The following is a 21,656-nucleotide window of genomic DNA, read 5'->3' on the forward strand; positions in this document are numbered from 1 at the left end:
ATGGGTTTTAACTGCGGCATCGTCGGCCTTCCTAACGTCGGCAAATCTACCCTGTTCAACGCACTGACCAAAGCAGGCATTGGCGCGGAAAATTTCCCGTTCTGCACCATCGAACCGAACGCAGGCGTGGTTGCCATGCCAGACCCCCGGCTGGATAAACTGGCGGAAATTGTAAAACCGCAGCGCACCGTGCCCACGACCATGGAATTTGTCGATATCGCCGGCCTTGTCGCAGGCGCATCCAAGGGCGAAGGCCTGGGCAATCAGTTTCTCGCCAATATTCGCCAGACCGAAGCTATCGCACACGTAGTGCGCTGCTTTGACGACCCCAACGTTATTCACGTTGCCAACAAGATAGATCCGGCGGCCGATATTGAAATCATCAATACCGAGCTTGCACTGGCCGACATGGATACCGTTGAGAAAGCCATCAAGCGTGTTCAGCGGATTGCCAAGGGTGGCGATAAAGAAGCCAAGGCCCAGATCGAGATCTTTGAACGCTTGTTGCCCGTGCTGAACGAAGGCAAGCCCGTACGCGGCATGGGGCTGGATAAAGACGAATTGCAACTGATCCGCGAACTGTGCCTCTTAACCATCAAACCAACCATGTACATCGCCAACGTGAGCGAAGACGGTTTCGAGAACAACCCGTACCTGGATACCGTGCGTGAGATTGCGGAAAGCGAGAACGCGGTTGTCGTTCCTATCTGTAACAAAATCGAGTCTGAGATTTCCGAGCTGGAAGATGATGAAAAAAGCATGTTCCTGAGCGAAATGGGCATGGATGAACCAGGGCTTGATCGCGTTATCCGCGCCGGCTACAGATTGCTGGATCTGCAGACCTACTTCACTGCCGGAGTAAAAGAAGTGCGAGCCTGGACCGTTAAAATCGGTGCCACTGCACCTCAAGCCGCTGCTGTTATCCACACCGACTTCGAGCGCGGCTTCATACGCGCGGAAATCATCAGTTATGAGGATTTCGTGAAATATAATGGCGAAGCCGGGTCTAAAGAAGCAGGAAAATGGCGCTTGGAAGGCAAGGAATACATCGTTGAAGATGGCGACGTCATCCACTTCCGATTTAACGTTTAACGCATACTCGCCCCTCTTTTCATCTTGAGGAGGGGCCTTGCAATAACACTCCGTTAAACGGCGGCCAGGCCTCACCTATGCCTTCTCCACTGAATAACATTGTTTTGATCGGTATGCCGGGCTCAGGCAAGAGCACTGTGGGCGTTGTGCTGGCCAAGGCCGCAGCACTGGCGTTTGTCGATACGGACCTTTTGATTCAGTCACAGGCCGGCGACAGCTTACAGAGCATTGTTGATAATGCAGGCTACGAAGCCTTGCGCAGCGTTGAGGAGCAAGTGCTGTGCAACCTGGACGTTACCGGCCACGTCATTGCAACCGGTGGCAGCGCGGTTTACAGCGAACGTGCGATGCAGCATCTCAAGCGCAACAGTGTGGTTGTTTTTCTGGACATACCTCTTGCAACGGTGTGCCAGCGTATTGGCGACTTCAGCCTCAGAGGCATTTCAAAACGCCCTGAGCAGACAATGGAAGAACTGTTCGCCGAGCGGCGCGCGCTCTATACCCTCTACGCCGACCTGACCGTCAACGGCGAGCACAAAACCCAGGACCAGGTGTGCGAAGAGATCCTCAAGAAGGCTTGCTGACCGGATTTCCTGCGATATAACGCTGAACCCTTCTGAAAAGATGGTCCAGAAACATCGGATCCAGAGGCAGCAGATGCCCGCTTTCCGGCATTATATCCAGCGAAACGTCGGGAATTTCCCGAGCCATGTGTCGCGCGAACTCCACGGGAACGAAGGTATCCCGCTCACCCTGATAGATATGTACCGGCACATGGATCTCTGCCAATTCAAAAGGCCAGGCCTTCCATTGCACCTTAAGATCCTGAATAGTCCCCTTCACACCTTGTGCCAACGCCTCCTGCTGATTACGAACAAACAGCTCTGAGCGCGCCTTGTCCTGAAGTAGCGCCTGATCAGATGGGGGCATCTCGCCTTCTGCGACAGCCATATAGACTTCCGGCAAAGCCAGATCGGCCCATCGGGCCACTTTGAGAGCCTGTCTGAACAATACGGGATGCTCTTCAGACAGTTCAGGGCCACGCAGCCCGTATTCACTCATCAGCGCCCGTGCCTCAGCGTACTCGCCAAAGTTGGTGTAACCGGATATGGAGATCGCAAAGCGGACTCTTTGGGGTAGGTAGTAAGCTGCCGCCAATACCGGTGGACCGCCGCTCGACCAGCCCATCAAACCAAAACCCTCAATCCCTTTCTCATCCGCCAGCTTTTCGATATCTCTGGCAAAATCCAGCAGCCCATAATTGGAGACAAAATCGGACCCGCCTATACCGGGCCTGTCCATAACAATTAGCCGGACCCCGTATTCCCATGCCTTGGCATCCATAAACAATAATTCCAGGCGGGAACCAGGATTGCCGTGGGCGTAGAATACTGGATAGCCCTGCGGGTCTCCGCGCTCCAGCCATGCGACCCGACGTGTACTCCAGAGTGAAAACCGGGGCTCTCCTTTATCAAGCTGCTGTGACATGGTGACGTCGCGGTCCGCTTTCATCGACATACAACCGGGCAGCATCACGCACACCGCCATCACACCAAGCAAGTTCCTGAGCACTCTGTACAACCCGACTGTCCACCTTACTTCCACGCCCCCCTGCGTCATACTCAACTACAGGTTAGTCTAACTCTGACATTAGCAACAACGCCCCTGACCTCATGACAGAACCATGTTAAATCCGGATGAATTTGTGCAGATCAAAAATCTCATTCAAATCATTGTTTTATATTATCTTATACGGCCTTGAACCGACCAAAAAGACGGACAAATGATCAGATTTTCCAGCCAGCTATTGACACCTACGTCCTCCGTACATAAGATACGCGCCGCTTCCTTTGGTGAAGCGAAGTGGCAAGGTAGCTCAGTTGGTTAGAGCACAGCACTCATAATGCTGGGGTCGGCGGTTCAACTCCGCCCCTTGCTACCAGTATTCGAAAAAGGTCGCGACTCAGGTCGCGGCCTTTTTTTATTTCCGGGCAACGAAAAGGCGCTAAGCCCTGCCCTTGCGGAGAGTTCTGATGAGATCCACCGACGACAGAATCCGGCAAGCGATTTCTTTTGAAGTTGTCGGGCTGCTGATTTCCGTTCCCCTCGCAGCCGTCGCCTTCGGCTTTTCCCTCGAAAAGACCGGTGTGCTTGGGCTGATCGGCGCCACCCTGGCCACGACATGGAATTACATCTTCAATCTGGGCTTCGATCACACGCTTAAAAAGCTGACAGGCTCAACACGCAAGTCCTTCAAGGTTCGCATTCTGCACGCCTTCAGCTTCGAGCTGGGATTGTTAATTGCCTTCCTTCCGATTATTGCCTGGTGGATGGGCATCGGATTGCTGGAAGCGCTGTTGGTCGATGTTTCATTTGCACTGTTTTATCTGGTGTACGCCTTCGTGTTCACCTGGTGTTACGACACGATCTTTCCTGACCCGGATACAGCTGAAACAACCCAAAAAACTTCATCATCGCCAGCGCCCGAAGCCCGTAAATAAGGCTCCATACCGCGAAGGACTACCCGGTACCAGCTTGCCTCACCATGTACATATGACCTTCCGGCATGTCTCGATTGCATACCGTTATAAACCCCGCTAAATCTATATGGCATACTGACGTCCGAAACCGATAACAACGACTATCCATTCGCAAGGAAGTTAACATGAAATTCGAGACGCTCGCCCTCCACGCCGGCTTCAAAGGCGACCCGACTACCAAGGCAGCTACCACACCGATATACCAGACCACGTCCTACACGTTTGACGACACCCAGCACGGTGCAGATCTGTTCAACCTGAAGGTTGCGGGCAACATTTATACCCGGATCATGAACCCGACCAACTCGGTCCTTGAAGAGCGCATGACGGCCCTTGAAGGCGGCGTTGGCGCTCTCGCAGTTGCCTCCGGCATGTCTGCCATTACCTATGCTCTGCAAACAATCTGCCGGGTTGGTAACAATATTGTCAGCACCAGCCAGCTCTATGGCGGCACCTACAATCTGTTCGCCCACTCGCTGCCCAATCAGGGCATTGAGTGCCGCATGGTCCGCCACGACGATTTCGACGCCATCGATAACGCTATTGATGACCAGACCCGCGCACTGTTCTGCGAATCCATTGGCAACCCTGCCGGTAACGTGGTGGATATTGCCCGTTGGGCCGAAATCGCACACAAGCACGGTATTCCGCTGATCGTGGATAACACCGTCGCCACGCCCTATCTCTGCCGGCCGTTCGAGCACGGGGCAGACATCGTGATTCACTCCCTGACCAAGTATATTGGCGGCCACGGCACAACCGTAGCCGGGTGCGTGGTCGATTCCGGCAAGTTTGACTGGAAGGCCAACGGTGCCAAGTTCCCGATGATGAACGAGCCAGACCCGTCCTATCATGGTGTGGTTTATACCGAAGCCCTCGGCGCCGCTGCTTTCATCGGTCGGTGCCGCGTTGTGCCTCTGCGCAACACCGGCTCTGCTCTCTCGCCATTCAACTCGTTCCTGATCATGCAGGGCCTGGAAACTCTGGGCTTGCGCATGGAGCGTCATTGCGAGAACGCCGAAAAAGTGGCCGACTTCCTGCAGAATCACCCGGCTGTAGCGTGGGTGAATTACGCAGCGCTGGCGAACAGCCCATACAAAGCCACTTGCGACAAGATTTGCGGCGGCAAAGCATCTGGCATCGTGAGTTTCGGCATTAAGGGCGGACGTGAAGCCGGCGCCAAATTTATCGATGCGCTGGATATGATCTACCGCCTGGTGAATATTGGTGACGCCAAGTCTCTGGCCTGCCACCCGGCAACCACTACTCACCGCCAGTTAAATGCGGAAGAGCTCGAAAACGCGGGTGTCAGTGAAGACCTGGTGCGTCTGTCGATCGGGATTGAGCACGTAGACGACATACTTGCCGACATCACTCAGGCACTGGAAAAAGCCCAGGCCTGATTGCTCCTGGCCACTAGCTCCCAACCGGGTACGACGAATGTCGCACCCGGTAACTCTTACCGCACCCAGTGATTGCCCTTACCCGCCTTGTAACTGCTCCGCCGCCCCATTATTCTCTAAGGTTCCCTATAGTCTTGATGAGAGTCCGGTTGCAATGAGCGAAAGCGCAAAGCCCCGCGTCACCAGTGGTTCCAAATTCCGCAATGAGCATGGCTTTTCGGCTATCAAGGATGGCGTAAAGCGATCGACGCATCAGGAGCCCGTAAAAGTTGAACGTAAGCCTAACTGGCTACGAGCGCGCATGCCGGGTGGCGAACGCTACGAAGCGGTGCGCAAAAACGTTACCGATAACCGGGTAAGTACCGTATGCCAGGAATCTCACTGCCCCAACATAGGCGAGTGCTGGACAGCCGGCACAGCGACCATCATGGTGATGGGCTCCGTATGTACCCGCGCCTGTCGCTTCTGTGCGGTAGATACGGGCAACCCGAACGGATGGCTGGATAAAGACGAACCGGAGAACACGGCCAAGTCTGTCGAGCTCATGGGGCTGCGCTACATCGTGCTTACCTCCGTAGACCGGGATGATCTGGATGATGGTGGTGCTGCCCATTACGCCGCCTGCGTCTCAGCGATCAAACAACGCACACCCGACGTCGCTGTGGAAGCGCTGACGCCCGACTTTGATGCCGTCATGTCCAACGTAGAGAAGGTGGTGGATTCCGGCCTTGAGGTGTTTGCCCAGAATGTAGAAACCGTGGAACGGCTTACGCGTCGCGTGCGGGATCCTCGCGCCGGCTATCAGAAGACTCTCAGCGTGTTGGCCCATGCCAAACAATATCGACCCGATGTACTTACCAAAACCAGCCTGATGCTGGGCCTGGGCGAGACCGAAGAGGAAATTCTCGCCACAATGGACGACCTCCGCGCAATCGGAGTGGACATTCTGACTCTTGGCCAGTATTTGCGCCCGACACCGAATCACCTGCCGGTCGAGAAATATGTAACACCGGAAGACTTCAACAGGTATCGCGAAATTGGCCTTGAAAAAGGTTTTATGGAAGTGCCTTCCGGCCCCATGGTGCGTTCCAGCTACCGGGCAGACAAGGTATTCGACAAGAATAATCTCGGGCTTGCAGTGCCCAGTGTCCCCAGTTCTAACGCCATGCAGATTCCGGTAAAAGCGCTCGACTGAGAAGACAACCAACCAGCGGTTAAAGGATAGCCGCCCCACCGTGGCATGTGGGACAGCCTCAGTCAGCCATCAGGCCATTACTGACCCTGTTGCTGCATCATCTGACGCTGTTGCTGCATCTGTTGACGCATCTGCTGCATTTTCATCTCGAGCTCGTCACGCTGCTCCTGAGTGAATACGCTGTCTACCTTGGCTTGCATCAGAGTTGAAAGCGCGGCGATTTCACCTGTCACATCACCCAGATCTTCACCGTGTTCGCGAATGGCGTCTTCATCGTAATCCGCTTTGATTTCACTCTGCATCTGCTCTTGCAGCGCACGGGCCTCCTCGCGCAATGTTCCAATTTCGCCCTGCATTTCATCAAGAATTCCGCGGATCTCTTTCTGTTGATCTTCCGAAAGACCAACCATCTGTGCCAGTTGGGCAACCTGATCCGGCTGACCACCTGCTGCTTGCTGGGCCAATACCGGTGCGGACAGGCTTACGGCAACAAGAGCGGTACCGAACAGTTTTGCTAGCTTCATGAAAATCTCCATTAACAAATTGATTATGCGATTTGATCTCGATAGATACCTGAGGTGACACCCTAAAACATCCCGGCCCTGATTTTCACCCCGGTACCCCCTGTTTTTATACATATTGGTCACCATGCCCGCTCAAACCCCGCCCCACCAGCGAATCGAAACAAATGTGAAAGTTTGGTCATTCCCCTTCATAATGGCGCGATTCACCAACGCTGGAGCAGAGAAATGGCTATTAACTGGTTTCCTGGGCACATGCACAAAGCCCGCAAGGAGATCAAAAAGATCATGCCTCAGATGGATCTCATCATTGAGGTACTGGATGCCCGCATCCCCTTCAGCAGCGAAAACCCGCTGGTGCCGTCCCTGCGTGGGGAAACGCCACTGATCAGGGTTCTGAACAAGCGCGACCTGGCCGATCCGGACATCACCACACAGTGGCAAACGTGGCTGGAGAAAGAGCGCGGGGTAAGAACCATTACCCTCACCCACAACCAACGGGGCGAGGCACTTGATATCCTCAGTCTGGCCGCAGAGATGACGCCAGACCATGATCGCCAGAAGAGCGCTCTTCGGGTAATGATTCTGGGCATACCAAACGTGGGCAAATCCACGCTGATCAATACGCTGGCTGGGCGCCCGGCCGCAAAGACAGGCAATGAACCGGCCGTGACAAAAGCGCAGCAGACCATCAAGCTGCCGGACAACATTCTTCTTTACGATACCCCGGGGTTCCTGTGGCCAAAGCTCTCGCCTGAGGCTTGCGGTTATCGGCTGGCCATTACCGGAGCCATTCGCAGCTCGGTTCTGGATTTCGAAGATATCGCTCTGTTTGAAGCCGAATACCTGCGAGAGGCTTACCCTGAATTGGTCAAAGCCCGCTACGGTTTCGATAAGCTGCCCGTAGATGGCCTGGCCGTAATGGACGAAATTGCAGCCAGGCGCAGGTTCCTTGGCCGTGGCGGCATTCCCGACCTGAACAAGGTCTCTGAAGTACTAATCAACGAATTTCGCGCTGGCACTCTGGGGCGAATTTCTCTTGAAACGCCTGCGATGGTAGAACGGGAAATAAAGGAAACCGCCGCTGCCGAAGCTGAAAAAGAGTCTAAACTTGCAGAAAAGAAGGCCGCTTCCAAAGCATCCCGTTCTGGCCGCCGGCAATAAGGAGAATATTATGAGACGAGTCGTCGTTACCGGCATGGGCATCATTTCCTGCCTCGGAAACTCACTTGACGAGGTTCTCGCAAGCCTCAAGAACGGAACCTCGGGCATCCGCTTCAATGAAACCTATAAAGAGATGGGGTTTCGCAGCCAGGTTTCTGGCTCTCCGACTGTTGATACCACCGTTATTGATCGCAAAGTGCGGCGTTTCATGGGCCCCTCTGCCATGTACAGCTACCTCGCGATGGAACAGGCTATTGCCCAGGCAGGTCTGAGTGAAGAGCAGATTTCCAACGATCGCACTGGACTGATTGCAGGCTCCGGCGGCTCTTCCTGCTCAAGCCAGGTTGAAGCAACCGATATAATGCGAGCAAAAGGCGTCAAGCGTATCGGGCCCTATATGGTGCCACGCATCATGACGAGCACGGTTTCTGCCTGCCTGGCCACCGCTTACAAAATTCGCGGCGTGAACTACTCTATGTCCTCAGCGTGCGCCACCAGTGCGCATTGCATCGGCCATGCCATGGAGCAGATCCAGAACGGCAAGCAGGACATTGTATTCGCGGGCGGGGGTGAGGAGGAAGACTGGAGCCTCACCATGATGTTTGATGCCATGGGCGCACTTTCCACAAAATACAATGATGCGCCGGAAACCGCATCGCGCCCGTTCGATTCCGGGCGCGATGGTTTTGTTATCGCCGGCGGCGGCGGCATGGTAGTGCTGGAAGAGCTTGAACACGCACGTAAGCGCGGCGCAAATATTATTGCAGAACTAACCGGCTACGGCGCCACCTCAGATGGCTACGATATGGTGGCGCCCTCGGGTGAAGGTGCAAAACGCTGTATGGAGCAGGCTATGGCAACCATCCGCGGCAAGATTGATTACATCAACGCCCATGGAACCAGCACTCCTGTCGGCGACGCCGCGGAACTTGGCGCGGTAAAAAACACCTTTGGCTCAAACATTCCCGCTATTTCATCCACCAAATCCCTCTCCGGGCACTCATTGGGTGCCGCAGGCGTTCATGAGGCCATTTACTCTCTACTCATGCTGCAGAACGGGTTTATTTCCGGCACCGCCAACCTGGCCTCGGTAGACGAAGCCATCGGTAATATGCCTCTTGTAGGCCCTCAGGGCCGCGAAACAACACTCGACACCGTTATGTCCAACAGCTTCGGCTTTGGGGGAACAAACGCCTCACTGGTATTTGAGAGGCTGCCCGCCTGACGAAGGTCAAGGTAGGGCCTGGCACCAGGCCTTACCTTTTATTTTCGATATATGCACATGTCCTTAAGTTTGGTCATTGGCAAACGGACTTCTGCGTATTAAAGTAGTATTTTGACTTACATCAATCTGGACGGTTTATAAGCGATGGCCCAAGCACTACGATTCCGCCAAGCCCCTTCTCCGCTGAAAGCGTCCTGTCATCAGTGCAGCCTGAGCAACCTGTGCTTGCCACTCGCCGTTCAGGATAATGACCTGGACAGCCTGGAAGACATTGTTCAGCAGGGACGCATGTACAACCGTGGCGAACACATTTTTGACCAGAGCACGCCCTTCCGCTCCTGCTTTGCTGTGAAGAGCGGTTCAGTCAAAACATCGATTATTACCGAAGGTGGTGAGGAACAGGTTACAGGCTTCTTCATGCCTGGCGAGCTCGTCGGTCTCGACAGCATGAGCGGTGAATCTTATGCCTGCACTGCCAAGGCCCTGGAGCGAACCAGCGTATGCGAGTTCCCGATAGACAAGCTGGAAGAGCTCACCGGCAAGCTACCTGAACTGCAGCACCATATGTACCGCCTGATGAGCCATGAAATTCAGAACAGTCACCAGCTCGCCATGCTGTTAAGCAAAAATACAGCTGAGGAGCGTATCGCCTCTCTGCTGCTTTCGCTTTCCAGCCGGTTCCAGCGCAGGCGCATGTCGGGGACTAATTTCAGTCTGCCGATGGCGAGGAACGACATCGCCAACTTCCTGGGACTTGCGGTTGAGACGGTAAGCCGTGTTTTCACACGCTTCCAGAATCAGGGCATCATCCGTGCACGTGGCCGTGAAGTGGAGCTGCTTGATATTGAAGCACTGCAGCTGGTAACCCGGGAGTTTTCCCGCCAAGGCTGCCAGCAATAACATGGTTTAACCGGGAACAGCCGGCATTATTCGGCCGGCGTTCGTTTTTTTACATGCGTCTCATCGCGCCTCAGTAATTCCAGCTCATCAACCAGCCCTGAGCGCCAGGGACACTGCTTGATACCGAAGGTATTGCGAATTTTCGTGCAGATCAAAGTGGTATTTGGCGGCTCCACCGCTCCCCATGCCGGCATTCCATCCACCACGTGAAGAACCTCAGGAATACCTGGCAAACCGGCAATAGCCAGCCCCAGCTCATACAGACTGATAACTTCCGCGCCAGCATACTGGAATGTCCCCCACACTTCGGCGCCGCAATCCAGCTGCTGTATAACGGCGGTTATTACCCGCGCAAGATCTCTTACAGAAACCGGCTGCCCCACACACCTGCCAGGCAGTGACAGAGCCTCCTCCGAAGCGGTGCTCGCCTGAACCTTACGAATAAAGCGGCTGAGACTCCAGCCAGTGCGTAAAATGATGTGTCGAGGCAAAAGCGTACGCAACGCCTGCTCACACTCCCACTGCCAGTTGCCAAGCTCATTTACTGGCTGGCCCGGGTTGGAGGCTATGTAGCCACTCTGCTTGCGGCCATCAAACACATAGCACGACGAGAGCTGGAACAGTGCCATACCTCGGTCACGGGCATGCTCAGCAATTGCCAATGGCATGGAAAACGCGGTTTTTTTCGTGCCCTCAGGATCTTGTTCTGCAGCCTCAGGGTCTGCCAACCACAGCGCATTGACGATCAGATCCGTGTCTCCGGGGATCCAGCTTTCCAGAGCACTGAGGTTTGCGTTTGCCGGGTCACTGACCAGCAAAGGACTGACATGCAACGATGTCTCCCGAAGCAGCTCAAGCAGAACTTTCCCCAAGGGACTGTAATCGTGAACAACAAGAACATGCACTAGAGTTCAATGCCTCCGGATAAAACTGATTTGAAACGCGATACCTGAACACACTATCGGCAGATGCGAGGAACCCTGCTGGTGATGCCTGTCAGCAATTCATAAGAAATGGTGCCAGCACAGCTCGCCACTTCATCCACTCCAACGGTGCGCCCCCAAAGCTCAACCAAATCGCCTTCCCGGGCCTCTGGCACATTACTCAGATCCACCGCCAACATATCCATGGATACCCGACCAATCAGCCGGATGCGACGACCACCAATTGCGGCCGGCGTACCCGTGCCAGCATGCCGTGGATAGCCGTCTCCGTATCCGATAGCCACCATACCCATCAGGGTGTCGCGCTCCGCCACCCAGGCAGCGCCATAACCAACGCTTTCACCGGCCCTGACCGTCCGGGTGGTTATCAAAGGCGCTTCAAGGGTCATTACGGGCTCAAGCCCCAACTCAGGACCTGTCTTGCCAACTATAGGTGAACCGCCGTAAAGCATGACACCCGGACGACTCCAGTCAAACAATGGCTGGCCAGGAATAAAATGGGCTGCAGAATTGCCAACACTTCTCATCAGCGAGGGCCAGGGCAAGGTTGCCGCCTCAAAGTTGGCTGTCTGTACAGAAGTCATTGCGCTTCCGGCGTCATCGGCACAGGCAAAATGACTGACAAAACCCTGAAGCCCATGAAAAGCTGGCATTTTCTCAAGTCTGGCCATAACCTCGGAGAGTTCTTCTGACCGAAAACCCAAGCGGTTCATGCCGGTATTAACCTTCAGCCAGAAAGCGGGCAATTGGCCACTCTGTTCCAGCCACTGCAACTGGTGCTCCCCATGCAACACGGGTTCGAACTGACTTTTTGCGCAATCCGCCAGATCTTCCGCAGCATGCACACCCTGAAGCAACACCACGGGCTGAGCATGACCTGCTGCACGAATGGCAAAAGCTTCTTCAATGCAGGCAACGGCGTACTTTGGCGCCATATCCGCAAGGGCGGATGCAATCCTGGCAATACCGTGGCCATAGCCATCAGCCTTCACAACAGCCATCACCCTGGCATCTCCCGCACGCTCGCAAGCCGTGCGATAGTTCGCGCGCAAGGCATTCAGATCAATGTATGCGGCCGTGTTACGCGGCATCAGTAATCACCACCATAGTCGCCGTAGTCACCGTGAGCCAAGTCTTCAAACTTAGTGTATTTGCCGATAAACGCCAGGCGAACCGTCCCGATCGGACCATTACGCTGCTTACCAATAATAATCTCTGCAATACCTTTGTCTTGCGTATCTTCGTTATAAACCTCATCACGATAGACAAACATGATAACGTCGGCGTCCTGCTCGATCGCACCGGACTCACGCAAATCAGAGTTGATCGGGCGCTTGTTCGGGCGCTGCTCCAGACTTCGGTTCAGCTGTGAAAGCGCAACCACGGGGCAGCTTAGTTCTTTGGCAATGCCCTTCAGAGAGCGGGAGATTTCAGAGATTTCAGCCGTCCGGCCTTCCGTGTTGCCCGGAACTCGCATCAACTGCAGGTAGTCGACCATTATCAAGCCGATTTTACCTCCGTTCTCACGGGCAATCCGGCGAGCGCGTGAACGCAGTTCGGTTGGGCTCAGGCCAGGGGTGTCGTCAATATACAAAGGTTTATCTTTAAGCAGACTTACCGCAGATGTCAGCCGAGGCCAGTCATCCTCTTCCAGCTTGCCACCACGAACTTTGCTTTGATCAATCCGGCCCAGAGACGAAAGCATACGCATGGCAAGCGCGTCTGCCGGCATCTCCATACTGAACACCAGAACCGGCGCTCCTGTGCTTATAAGAGCGTTCTCGACGATATTCATGGCAAAGGTGGTCTTACCCATTGAGGGTCTGCCTGCCACGATGATGAGATCTGCCGGCTGCATACCGGAAGTTTGCTCATCCAGATCCCTGAACCCTGTGGTCATGCCTGTCGTCTGCTCACCAGACTCGAACAGCTCTTCTATGCGGCTCAGGGTTTTGGTCAGGATAGGGTTAATTGATTGAGGGCCGGAACCTTCTTTAACTCTGGATTCGGCAATCTGGAATACGTTGCGCTCAGCCTCGTCCAGAATTTCATTACTGTTTCGCCCCAGGGGATTAAAGGCCGAATCTGAAATCTTACCCGAGACTTCCACAAGCTGCCTCAGAATAGAGCGCTCGCGAACGATTTCCGCATAGGCCCGGATATTGGCCGCTCCCGGAGTTTTTTCTGCCATCTCAGCCAAATAAGACAATCCGCCGGCATCTTCGATATCTCCGGCACGCTCGAGAAACTCAGCCAGTGTAACGACATCAAGCGGCTCATTCTCGCTGGCCAGGCGCTCCACAGCCCCAAAAATCAGCCGATGATCCTGGCGATAGAAATCACCAGCCGAGATCACCTCGGTAATTTCATCAAATCGCCGGTTGTCCAGCATCAGGCCACCCAGAACAGCCTGCTCGGCTTCAACGGAGTGGGGAGGAACCTTGATTCGGCTGGTTTCGGGATCAGTACTCGCGGGCTTCAGATTAGGCTTTGCCATGAACACATCTTCAGTTGAACGTCATAACCACGACAGTGTAAGCAGATAGTCGCAGCAATGGGAGGGGGTTTGGTTCTGACAGCATACCAGAAAGCAACAGGCCCGAAAGCCGTATTAAACGGTTCGGGCCTGTTAGCTTGGCTAGCAATGGGCTCCAAAAAGCTCACTGTTTGCCACTAGCGTGCTACAGAGGTCGGGGCAAGCCCGACTCCACTTTCAGAGAAAGCGGATTACTCGGCAACAACCGCCAGCTTAACGGTAACTTCAACGTCTGAGTGCAGGTGAAGCTCGATTTCGTACTCACCGGTAGCCCGCAGCGGGCCTTCTGGCAGACGAACTTCACTCTTCTCAACGTCAGTGCCCGCAGCAGTAATAACGTCTGCGATGTCACGAACACCGATGGAGCCAAACAGCTTACCTTCGTCACCCGCTTTGGAGGTAACTGTGAAGGATGCACCTTCCAGAGCCTCGGCGCGAGTCTGAGCCGTTGCCAGCTTGTCGGCTGCAGCTTTTTCAAGCTCAGCGCGACGCTCTTCAAACGCCTTCAGGTTCGCTTCAGTGGCAGGCGCAGCCTTGCCATACGGAAGCAGGTAATTACGGCCGTAGCCGGACTTAACATTTACCTTGTCGCCCAGGGAGCCAAGGTTTGCAACTTTCTCGAGCAGAATAACTTCCATCTCGTTAACCTCTTCGTGCTTTATTCAGCCGGCCCGGCAGGCTTTATTCGCCTCCGGATATCCAGCCAGCTATCCACAAAAGCCAGAACCACTAACAGAATCATCAGACTTGGGCCCAGAAGCACCAGTGCAATGTAAAACATTACCAGCCACTGCCCACTCAACTTTTTACGCCCAACAATGCCATGAATCAGTGCAAGGCCAGCCAGGAACATAGGCGTTCCCGCTACCCAGGCCAGTAACATGGAGTTCAGCCCGAGAAAGGGACCTATAACCATGGTGGCGACAAGAATCACAGCAACTGCGGGTGACAACCTCAAACCATGGAATTCCGTTCGGAATCCGCCGGGATTATACAATCCCGCCTGCCATGATCTTGCAAGCATTGTCATGCCCACACCTACTGCCAGATAACTGCCCGCCATACTGGCGTTCATGGTGTCCCGTATAACCGTCTCGAGGTCTTCTCCGAGCGAACGAGCCACTTCAGCATTGTACTGTTCGTAAAAATTGACACCGGCGCGCACGAGGTCGTCCAGCAACCCGGGATAAATCATGGGCAGTACAAGCCCCATAATTATCGCCAGAAAGCTCCCTCCGAGAAGGGCTCTTTCCCAGGACAGTGTTGCTCTGAGCAATGATGCCATCAGCATCACTTGCAGCAACACCCCCAGGGCCGTCGGGTCACCTCCAAACACACCCCAGCCAAGCGCCGGGAGCAGTGCCCAGAGACCGATTGTAAGTCCCTGACTGATGCCAAGCCTGAGAATAACCAGACCGACAACCGCTGCGCCAATCCAGAACAACAAAGGTATCGCAGTCGTAACTGCTGCTACCCCGCTGGCCTGCAGGGGACCGCGCATTACAAATTGTGCCAGTGCACGCATGGTCCCAAGTCCTGTAAATCTGTTACTTAGTTATCGTGGCTGTCCGAGTACGGCAGCAGTGCCAGGTAGCGGGCACGCTTGATAGCGGTTGCCAGCTGACGCTGATAACGTGCTTTGGTGCCGGTGATACGGCTGGGCACGATTTTGCCGGTTTCAGTGATGTAACCTTTCAGGGTGTCCAGATCCTTGTAATCGATCTCTTTAACACCTTCTGCCGTGAACCGGCAGAACTTGCGACGTCTGAAAAAACGAGCCATAACGTAACTCCTCAACTCCGGTTAATTACTCTTCTTCGTCCTGGGTTTCAGCTTTCTGACTGTCGTTTTGACGATCATCAGAAGATTCAGCTGAACGACGCGGGCGATCATCTCCGCCTGAACGACGGTCCTCACGGGACTCAGCGGCTTTCATCGGAGAGATATCAGCAACAGCTTCATCGCGACGCAGGATCAGGTCGCGGATGATGGCATCGTTGAACCGGAAGTTGTGAGTCAGCTCGTCCATTGCTGCCTGTGAACATTCTACGTTCATCAGCACATAGTGAGCTTTGTGAATCTTGTTGATCGGGTAAGCCATATGACGACGGCCCCAATCTTCCAGGCGATGTACCTTGCCGCCATCTTCAGTGATGACGCCGGTATAGCGCTCGATCATAGCGGGCACTTGCTCGCTCTGATCCGGGTGTACCATAAACACGATTTCGTAGTGACGCATGAGTTCTCCCTACGGATTGAACAGCTTTCTTTCTTCACGGACGGACCGGGAAGCATGAAAGCAAGGAGGTGGCAGCCTGAGCCGCCGGTTTTTTTTGCTTTATCGATAAGGCTTTACGAGAAAGGCTTGATCAAAAGCGAGGCGTTGCCTACCTGATTAAAGACAATACAAAACCCCCCCCTACTAAAAGGGGTGACGTATTCTAGGCGCACACAACGTTCTGTGCAAGAGTTAACCAAGACGCTGACGCAGCGCTTCGTATAGACAGACGCCGGTTGCCACCGAAACATTAAGACTATCGACATGGCCAAGCATGGGGATATTAATGAGCTGATCGCAGTGTTCCCGCGTGAGCCTCCGCATCCCCGCACCCTCAGCGCCCATCACCAGAGCAATCGGGCCTTTGAAATCAGCCTGGTACAGCGTGGCATTCGCCTCACCAGCGGTACCAATCAACCAAACGCCCTGATCTTTAATCGTGCGAAGAAAACGGGCCAGATTGGTCACACGCACAAAAGGAACCGTTTCGGCTGCGCCACAGGCTACTTTACGGGCCACCGCCGTTAACGACGCTGACTTGTCCTTGGGTGCAATCACAGCTTGCACGCCCACAGCATCACAGGTGCGCATGCAGGCCCCCAGATTATGAGGATCCGTCACGCCATCCAGCACCAACAGGAACGGGGGCTTTTCGCTCGACGCAAGATGGGTCAGAAGATCATCTTCTGTCCATTCCCGGCTTTCACTGACTGCCGCAACGATTCCCTGGTGAACACCGGCAACACGCCCGTCAAGCTCCCGACGATGGACAACGGCCCACCTTACTCCGAGCTCATCCAGAGCATCCGTAATAGTACCTACCCGCTTATCCTGCCGCCCGGTCTGAATCCAGACCTGCTGCAACCTTCCCGGCTCACGCTTGAGAACGGCCTCAACCGCGTGCCAGCCAAATACAAATTCTCCGGACACTGGTTCGGCTTCCTGTTATTTATCTGTCTTGCGTGCTTTTCGGGGCTTGCTGGCACCCCCGGGCTTGCCCGAGCTTTTCTTCGGTTTTTTCCCAGCCTGCTGGGCGGCCTCAGCCACTAACTGCGCTTTAGCGCTGCCCGGCTTACCCGCTTTACCAGGCTTACCCGCCTCGCGGGGTTTCCTGGCTTTTCCGGATTTGTCCGCGCCTGGCGCACGGCCACGCCCTTTATCTGCACGCTTACCACTCTTTCCACGGCTATCCCGCTTGGGCACATCAAGTGCATCCCGGTCAGCCTGGCGGCGTTTTGGCGTACTGATCAGCTCCAGATCAATCTTGCGATCTTCAAGCCCTACCCGCACAACGCGAACGCGCACTTCATCACCGAGTCGGAAACTTACAGCAGTTCGCTCACCTATCAGGCGATGCTTCGCAGAGTCATGATGGAAGTAATCGCCACTGAGCGTTGAGATGTGGACCAGACCCTCAACATAGACATCCGCCAATTCAACAAAAAACCCGAAGGGCACAACTGAGGCAATCACCCCGTCGAACTCTTCTCCAACGTGCTCACTCAGAAATTCACACTTGAGCCACGCCATAACATCACGGGTTGCATCGTCAGCCCGCCGCTCAGTCATGGAAACGTGCTCACCGAACTGCTGCATGCGCGCGTAATCGTACGGATAGTGCGCCAGTTCCTCGTCGAAAACCGCGGGCGACACAATATCTTTCGTCACTTCCGGGTTGTGAATCCGGGACTTTATCGCCCTGTGCACAATCAAGTCAGGGTAGCGGCGAATCGGGGAAGTAAAGTGAGCATAGCTTGGAAAACCAAGACCAAAGTGGCCACTTTCTTCCGGGCTGTAGACCGCCTGACTTAACGAACGCAACATGACAGTCTGAATCACGTTGGCATCCGGCCGGTCCACTATCTGGGACAGCAACTCCTGATAATCCGCCGAAGTCGGCTGATCGCCACCGCCTAGCTGTAAACCCAACTCACCCAGGAACAGGCGAACGGCATTGAGCCGCTCCTCGGAAGGGCCATCGTGCACCCGGTAAAGCGCTGGCACTTTATGCTTCTTGAGGAAGCGAGCAGCAGCCACGTTGGCACACAGCATGCTCTCTTCGACAATCTTGTGGGCGTCATTACGATGCACCGGCACGATTTCTTCTATCTTGCGCTCTGCATCGAAAATAATTCGCGTTTCAGTGGTTTCAAAGTCAATGGCGCCACGGGCTGTTCGCGCCTTGCGCAATAATTTGTATAGGTCGTACAAATTATGCAGGTGCGGAAGCACATCCGCGTACTGGGCAGACAACCGATAACCGGGCTCTGAATCCGGTCGCTCCAGCATGTCACTGACTTTGGTGTAGGTCAGCCGGGCATGGCTGCGCATAACCGCCTGATAAAAGGTATATCCGCTGATATTACCCGCTGCGCTGATGGTCATATCGGCCACCATACACAACCGATCAACATCCGGGTTCAGCGAACACAAACCATTGGACAGCTTCTCGGGAAGCATGGGCACTACGTGGTCCGGGAAATACACCGAGTTGCCGCGACGTAACGCCTCATCATCAAGGGGAGAGCCTGCACGGACATAATGGGACACGTCGGCGATTGCCACGACCAATCTATATCCGCCGCGACCTCGAGGCTCACAATAAATAGCATCATCAAAATCCCGGGCAGTTTCACCATCAATGGTTACAAGCCGCATATTGCGGATATCCACCCGGTTCTTTTTGTCTTTTTCTTCCACCTCGCCTGGAATAGCTGCGGCCTGGGCCCCCACTTCTTCAGGCCAACTGTGAGGAATATCGTAAGAGCGAATAGCTACGTCGATTTCCATACCGGGAGCCATGTGCTCACCCAGAATCTCAACAATCTTGCCGGTGGGTTGAGTACGGATGGTGGGCTGGCGCAAGATATCTACGACAACGTATTGGCCATGCTGCGCCCCGCCTGCGTGTTCTTCGGGAATCAGTACTTCGTGGTTGATTCGTGCGTTTTCCGGTACCACGAAAGCAATACCGCTTTCCTTGAAAAAGCGACCGACAGTCTGATGCGTGTGATGCTCGGTAACGTCCACAATAACGCCTTCGCGCCGACCACGATCGTCCACCCTGTCTACTCGCGCAACCACCCGATCGCCATGAAACACCTGGCGCATCTGTCGGGCGGTAAGAAACAGGTCAGACCCGCCATCGTCCGGTACCAAAAAGCCAAAACCATCCTTGTGACCAATAACCCGGCCACTGACCAGATCGGCCTCCTCAATCGGAAGGTAAGCGTCGCGACGGTTACAAACAAGCTGACCATCCCGGCACATCGCAATCAAACGGCGCCTCAACGCCTCGATGCCTTCAGGAGAGGTTTGACCGAGTTCAGAACACAACGTTTCGTGTGTTGCCGGCGCACCCCGGTCTTTGAGGTGCGCGAGGATAAATTCCCGACTCTGAATCGGGTTCTCGTAATTCTGGGCCTCACGATTTGCGTGAGGGTCCTTGTGCTTTTTATTCCTGGAAACCATTCAAATCCTTGCTCTTAAATGCGGCGCCACAACGGCGCTATTCAGATTCATTTTCAATACAGTATACGTTGGTACGGGTAGACTGCCTAACAACCCACCATTTATAAGCACAATTACTTGCCGCCCAACGACGGAAAAAACGTTTGACAGCTACAGTTGAAATTATTAAAGTACGCGCCATCTGATGAAGCACACCTTCATCTATGGCAGAAACACCCAGTTTTCAACAAACTAACGGTAAATTCTGCAAATCACCTGCCGAGGTGGTGAAATTGGTAGACACGCTAGCTTCAGGTGCTAGTGCTCGCAAGGGCGTGGAGGTTCAAGTCCTCTCCTCGGCACCATTTCTTTCCCTAGGAAATGGAACAGCATTTAAATTACCCGCAGCGCTTCGCATCCTTGTACACACTACTCAAACCGCTCCACAAGATACTCGGAAAGATTCCTGTATTCGTAATCTACCCGCGCATAAACACCCGACGGCACTCCCTCGAACTCACGGCCACATGAGCGGCTTCCAGCGTAGCTTTTGAGATAAGCTTCCCGAATGAGGTTGGGAGTGCCGCCAGGAGAAGTGACCGTGCTTCCTGCAGGATAATACAGCGCCCACTCGAACCCGCGATCGGCGTCCACGTTGCCAAGCCCAGCCATTTCGGGCGACAAAAAGCTGTATCTGAGCGGGCGGTTGAGGTCGCCTCGTACATCGAACTCCCATGCACCCCCGTTAAAACTTGCCGGTTGAGGCTCATATCCTGAGAACGCATAGTTCTGATACCCGGTTACCACTTGTGCCGTATTCTGAGCATCAACACCGTCCTCAACTGCGCACCCCTGGAACGCTCCGGTGTAAGCCAGGGATTCCAGTTCTACGCCCTCTTCCAGAAGCCGATGCCCCGGGAACCCAGAGGGAGCGTAGGAAAACAGCGGTTCCAGCCTCCGGGTGAGAGTGCCGGTTTGCTGCGGAATCCGAGCGACCAACTCGGCTAACTTACCGCCGTTCAAACTCCAGCTATAGGTTATCTCGGGGTTTCCGCCCAACTCGGTGGAGCCTGGCTGAATGCCCTCGTGCAGGTGGCATGTCGTGCCAGTTTCAAAACGGGCAGTACCGGCGGCCCAGTCAAACACGAGTCGCTCATCGACCCCCGAATCCAGATACGCAATTCTGCTTTGGGGTGAAAGAGAGACTTCGGGCAACCACTGGGTACTGAGCTTAGCCATATAGCCGTTAACGTTGACCAACCTCGCAATCTCTTGCATAGACGGCGCAAGGCAACCTTCAGCGCTGACGGATTGCAAACGCCCATCCTCGCTGTAATCAAACATTAACTCTGCCGAAATCAGCAGGTCTGAACGATTGGCGGGGAGCGTATCCGATCGCTCCGGCTGAGCATAGATTCGCTGGCTTGTCAGCAGCACGGGATCACTCAGCTCCAGCGGTACCTCAGGCAAATCAATCAGATCGACGTCCAGGTTTGCATAGCTGCCCTGAACTGCCGAATCAACGGCCGCAACCACGTCACCGACGTTCCGCACCAGGGAGATACCCAGAAGGAAGGCGCTCTGAGAGCTGAGGTAACGTCCTGTGCCATCACTATCGGGCCTGGCCAGTTCTCCGCTGTATGCATCCGGGAACTGGCTAGCCATGAAGCGCGCCATAGCGCGGGCATACGCATGAGCCCGGTCATCTTCGGCGAGCACATAGTCCTTCCAAAGGTTGATACCCGCCAAACCGGACAGCGATGCATCTGTCGACCCCAGCAATGGCCCCAATGCCGCCAAGCCGCGATAACGGGCCAGGGTTGTCAGAGGGGTAATATTGCGCACGCCGGGTTCGGCAGAGAGCATGTAGGCACGCAGAACCGGTACATCTCCACGGTATGTCTGCTCCAGGGTTTTCTCCGGAAGGGCCAGGGCATATAAAGGAAAACTGCGCGGGTCGATGTCCGGCCCCACTTCCGGGTCCAGTGCCAGTTCAGAGGTATCCAGCGAGAACCGGCCACCCTCGCCGCTCATGGCAGTAGGCTCTCCAGAAAGCAGCGTTACCTTCCGGCCAGAGGGCAACTCGTAAACGAACGGCCCGGGGGTGTACTGGCTATCACCATCCATATCCAGCCAGACCCTGGCATTTTTCAGGTACCCGTCTATCACTCTGCCTGTATAGGGTGCAGGCTCGCTGTATTGCTCACCATCAAAGTCACGCCCATCGACTGGCAACTCATCAGATTCTTTACCGCAGCCGGCAATGGTGAGTAAAAGAACGGAAACAGGCAGGCTAATCAGACGATTCATCACGGCAACCATTTATCCTTGTTAGAGGTTGTGCCGTTACTTTAGGGGAAGTGAGTTTCGGAGACCTTGATAGGCTTGGCAATTTGTAAAGTTTGGTA

At 54.6% G+C, this 21,656-nt stretch carries 20 protein-coding genes and 2 tRNA genes; 10 read left to right on the top strand and 12 right to left on the bottom strand.

From position 1 onward, the window contains the following. Positions 1-1,092 (top strand): redox-regulated ATPase YchF, encoded by a 1,092-nt coding sequence (gene ychF / locus Q4501_RS03385; RefSeq protein WP_303594160.1) that lies wholly within the window; start codon positions 1-3, stop codon positions 1,090-1,092. A gap of 77 nt (positions 1,093-1,169) precedes the next feature. Beyond that, complete coding sequence (locus Q4501_RS03390) at positions 1,170-1,676, top strand: shikimate kinase (protein ID WP_303594161.1); 507 nt, start codon at positions 1,170-1,172, stop codon at positions 1,674-1,676. Here Q4501_RS03390 and Q4501_RS03395 read toward each other — a convergent pair. Further along, positions 1,660-2,664, bottom strand: coding sequence for an alpha/beta fold hydrolase (locus tag Q4501_RS03395; RefSeq protein WP_303594162.1), 1,005 nt, complete (start codon positions 2,662-2,664; stop codon positions 1,660-1,662). The genes Q4501_RS03390 and Q4501_RS03395 overlap by 17 nt on opposite strands. A 293-nt stretch (positions 2,665-2,957) precedes the next feature. On the opposite strand from Q4501_RS03395, the gene Q4501_RS03400 reads away from it, so the two are divergent. From Q4501_RS03400 to lipA, 4 genes are all read left to right on the top strand, one after another. Beyond that, positions 2,958-3,034: transfer RNA gene (locus Q4501_RS03400), tRNA-Met, on the top strand. 91 nt (positions 3,035-3,125) lie between these two features. Next, positions 3,126-3,593, top strand: coding sequence for a PACE efflux transporter (locus Q4501_RS03405; RefSeq protein WP_303594163.1), 468 nt, complete (start codon positions 3,126-3,128; stop codon positions 3,591-3,593). Positions 3,594-3,757: 164 nt separating this feature from the next. Beyond that, the gene (locus Q4501_RS03410) at positions 3,758-5,035 is read left to right on the top strand and encodes an O-acetylhomoserine aminocarboxypropyltransferase/cysteine synthase family protein (RefSeq protein WP_303594164.1); all 1,278 of its coding nucleotides are present in this window, start codon (positions 3,758-3,760) and stop codon (positions 5,033-5,035) included. Between the two features lie 154 nt (positions 5,036-5,189). Further along, complete coding sequence (gene lipA, locus Q4501_RS03415; RefSeq protein ID WP_303594166.1) at positions 5,190-6,230, top strand: lipoyl synthase; 1,041 nt, start codon at positions 5,190-5,192, stop codon at positions 6,228-6,230. A 77-nt stretch (positions 6,231-6,307) separates the two neighbouring features. Here lipA and Q4501_RS03420 read toward each other — a convergent pair whose 3' ends face one another. Beyond that, positions 6,308-6,754 carry a Spy/CpxP family protein refolding chaperone gene (locus tag Q4501_RS03420; RefSeq protein ID WP_303594167.1) on the bottom strand — a complete coding sequence of 149 codons (447 nt, stop codon included), beginning with the start codon at positions 6,752-6,754 and terminating at the stop codon, positions 6,308-6,310. Between the two features lie 225 nt (positions 6,755-6,979). Between Q4501_RS03420 and ylqF the strand changes: the two genes are divergently transcribed. The 3 genes from ylqF (at position 6,980) to fnr (ending at position 10,040) form a co-directional block, all read left to right on the top strand. Continuing rightward, positions 6,980-7,915: a ribosome biogenesis GTPase YlqF gene (gene ylqF / locus Q4501_RS03425; protein WP_303594169.1), complete on the top strand. Its 936-nt coding sequence runs from the start codon at positions 6,980-6,982 to the stop codon at positions 7,913-7,915. A 10-nt stretch (positions 7,916-7,925) separates the two neighbouring features. Then, positions 7,926-9,140: a beta-ketoacyl-ACP synthase I gene (fabB, locus tag Q4501_RS03430; RefSeq protein ID WP_303594170.1), complete on the top strand. Its 1,215-nt coding sequence runs from the start codon at positions 7,926-7,928 to the stop codon at positions 9,138-9,140. Between the two features lie 144 nt (positions 9,141-9,284). Continuing rightward, on the top strand, positions 9,285-10,040 hold the full coding sequence (gene fnr, locus Q4501_RS03435) for a fumarate/nitrate reduction transcriptional regulator Fnr (RefSeq protein WP_303594172.1): 756 nt from the start codon (positions 9,285-9,287) through the stop codon (positions 10,038-10,040). 26 nt (positions 10,041-10,066) lie between these two features. Here fnr and Q4501_RS03440 read toward each other — a convergent pair whose 3' ends face one another. From Q4501_RS03440 to rnr, 9 genes are all read right to left on the bottom strand, one after another. Next, positions 10,067-10,945, bottom strand: a complete 879-nt coding sequence (locus tag Q4501_RS03440; protein WP_303594174.1) for a sugar nucleotide-binding protein — start codon at positions 10,943-10,945, stop codon at positions 10,067-10,069. A gap of 53 nt (positions 10,946-10,998) precedes the next feature. Continuing rightward, a complete protein-coding gene (gene alr, locus Q4501_RS03445; RefSeq protein ID WP_303594175.1) occupies positions 10,999-12,075 on the bottom strand; it encodes an alanine racemase in 1,077 nt (358 codons plus the stop codon). Next, positions 12,075-13,481 carry a replicative DNA helicase gene (gene dnaB, locus Q4501_RS03450; protein WP_303594177.1) on the bottom strand — a complete coding sequence of 469 codons (1,407 nt, stop codon included), beginning with the start codon at positions 13,479-13,481 and terminating at the stop codon, positions 12,075-12,077. The genes alr and dnaB overlap by 1 nt, the downstream gene beginning before the upstream one ends. Before the next feature lie 230 nt (positions 13,482-13,711). After that, positions 13,712-14,158, bottom strand: a complete 447-nt coding sequence (gene rplI, locus Q4501_RS03455) for a 50S ribosomal protein L9 (protein WP_303594179.1) — start codon at positions 14,156-14,158, stop codon at positions 13,712-13,714. Between the two features lie 20 nt (positions 14,159-14,178). Beyond that, the gene (locus Q4501_RS03460; protein WP_303594180.1) at positions 14,179-15,045 is read right to left on the bottom strand and encodes a hypothetical protein; all 867 of its coding nucleotides are present in this window, start codon (positions 15,043-15,045) and stop codon (positions 14,179-14,181) included. 26 nt (positions 15,046-15,071) lie between these two features. Beyond that, positions 15,072-15,302 (bottom strand): 30S ribosomal protein S18, encoded by a 231-nt coding sequence (gene rpsR, locus Q4501_RS03465; protein ID WP_007154918.1) that lies wholly within the window; start codon positions 15,300-15,302, stop codon positions 15,072-15,074. Between the two features lie 25 nt (positions 15,303-15,327). Further along, positions 15,328-15,759 carry a 30S ribosomal protein S6 gene (gene rpsF / locus Q4501_RS03470; protein ID WP_303594181.1) on the bottom strand — a complete coding sequence of 144 codons (432 nt, stop codon included), beginning with the start codon at positions 15,757-15,759 and terminating at the stop codon, positions 15,328-15,330. A 231-nt stretch (positions 15,760-15,990) separates the two neighbouring features. Beyond that, entirely contained in the window at positions 15,991-16,728 is a 738-nt protein-coding gene (rlmB, locus tag Q4501_RS03475; protein WP_303594182.1) for a 23S rRNA (guanosine(2251)-2'-O)-methyltransferase RlmB, read from the bottom strand. A 15-nt stretch (positions 16,729-16,743) separates the two neighbouring features. Then, on the bottom strand, positions 16,744-19,269 hold the full coding sequence (gene rnr / locus Q4501_RS03480) for a ribonuclease R (RefSeq protein ID WP_303594183.1): 2,526 nt from the start codon (positions 19,267-19,269) through the stop codon (positions 16,744-16,746). A gap of 257 nt (positions 19,270-19,526) precedes the next feature. Between rnr and Q4501_RS03485 the strand changes: the two genes are divergently transcribed. Then, positions 19,527-19,613, top strand: a tRNA-Leu gene (locus tag Q4501_RS03485). Positions 19,614-19,677: 64 nt separating this feature from the next. On the opposite strand, the gene Q4501_RS03490 is transcribed toward Q4501_RS03485, so the two are convergent. Next, positions 19,678-21,558, bottom strand: coding sequence for a hypothetical protein (locus Q4501_RS03490; RefSeq protein ID WP_303594184.1), 1,881 nt, complete (start codon positions 21,556-21,558; stop codon positions 19,678-19,680). Between the last annotated feature and the right edge of the window lie 98 nt (positions 21,559-21,656).

Origin of the sequence: Marinobacter sp. 2_MG-2023 (genome assembly GCF_030546935.1) — a bacterium.
In the GTDB taxonomy this organism is placed as follows: Bacteria; Pseudomonadota; Gammaproteobacteria; order Pseudomonadales; family Oleiphilaceae; genus Marinobacter.

Bases quoted from the DNA above. Each gene is read 5' to 3' on its own strand.
- ychF (WP_303594160.1), top strand. From the start codon at position 1: ATGGGTTTTAACTGCGGCATCGTCGGCCTTCCTAACGTCGGCAAATCT.
- rplI (WP_303594179.1), bottom strand. From the start codon at position 14,158: ATGGAAGTTATTCTGCTCGAGAAAGTTGCAAACCTTGGCTCCCTGGGC.
- rpsF (WP_303594181.1), bottom strand. From the start codon at position 15,759: ATGCGTCACTACGAAATCGTGTTTATGGTACACCCGGATCAGAGCGAG.
- fabB (WP_303594170.1), top strand. From the start codon at position 7,926: ATGAGACGAGTCGTCGTTACCGGCATGGGCATCATTTCCTGCCTCGGA.
- alr (WP_303594175.1), bottom strand. From the start codon at position 12,075: ATGCCGCGTAACACGGCCGCATACATTGATCTGAATGCCTTGCGCGCG.
- rnr (WP_303594183.1), bottom strand. From the start codon at position 19,269: ATGGTTTCCAGGAATAAAAAGCACAAGGACCCTCACGCAAATCGTGAG.
- Q4501_RS03460 (WP_303594180.1), bottom strand. From the start codon at position 15,045: ATGCGTGCACTGGCACAATTTGTAATGCGCGGTCCCCTGCAGGCCAGC.
- ylqF (WP_303594169.1), top strand. From the start codon at position 6,980: ATGGCTATTAACTGGTTTCCTGGGCACATGCACAAAGCCCGCAAGGAG.
- rpsR (WP_007154918.1), bottom strand. From the start codon at position 15,302: ATGGCTCGTTTTTTCAGACGTCGCAAGTTCTGCCGGTTCACGGCAGAA.
- Q4501_RS03420 (WP_303594167.1), bottom strand. From the start codon at position 6,754: ATGAAGCTAGCAAAACTGTTCGGTACCGCTCTTGTTGCCGTAAGCCTG.
- dnaB (WP_303594177.1), bottom strand. From the start codon at position 13,481: ATGGCAAAGCCTAATCTGAAGCCCGCGAGTACTGATCCCGAAACCAGC.
- Q4501_RS03410 (WP_303594164.1), top strand. From the start codon at position 3,758: ATGAAATTCGAGACGCTCGCCCTCCACGCCGGCTTCAAAGGCGACCCG.
- fnr (WP_303594172.1), top strand. From the start codon at position 9,285: ATGGCCCAAGCACTACGATTCCGCCAAGCCCCTTCTCCGCTGAAAGCG.
- Q4501_RS03390 (WP_303594161.1), top strand. From the start codon at position 1,170: ATGCCTTCTCCACTGAATAACATTGTTTTGATCGGTATGCCGGGCTCA.
- Q4501_RS03405 (WP_303594163.1), top strand. From the start codon at position 3,126: ATGAGATCCACCGACGACAGAATCCGGCAAGCGATTTCTTTTGAAGTT.
- lipA (WP_303594166.1), top strand. From the start codon at position 5,190: ATGAGCGAAAGCGCAAAGCCCCGCGTCACCAGTGGTTCCAAATTCCGC.
- Q4501_RS03490 (WP_303594184.1), bottom strand. From the start codon at position 21,558: ATGAATCGTCTGATTAGCCTGCCTGTTTCCGTTCTTTTACTCACCATT.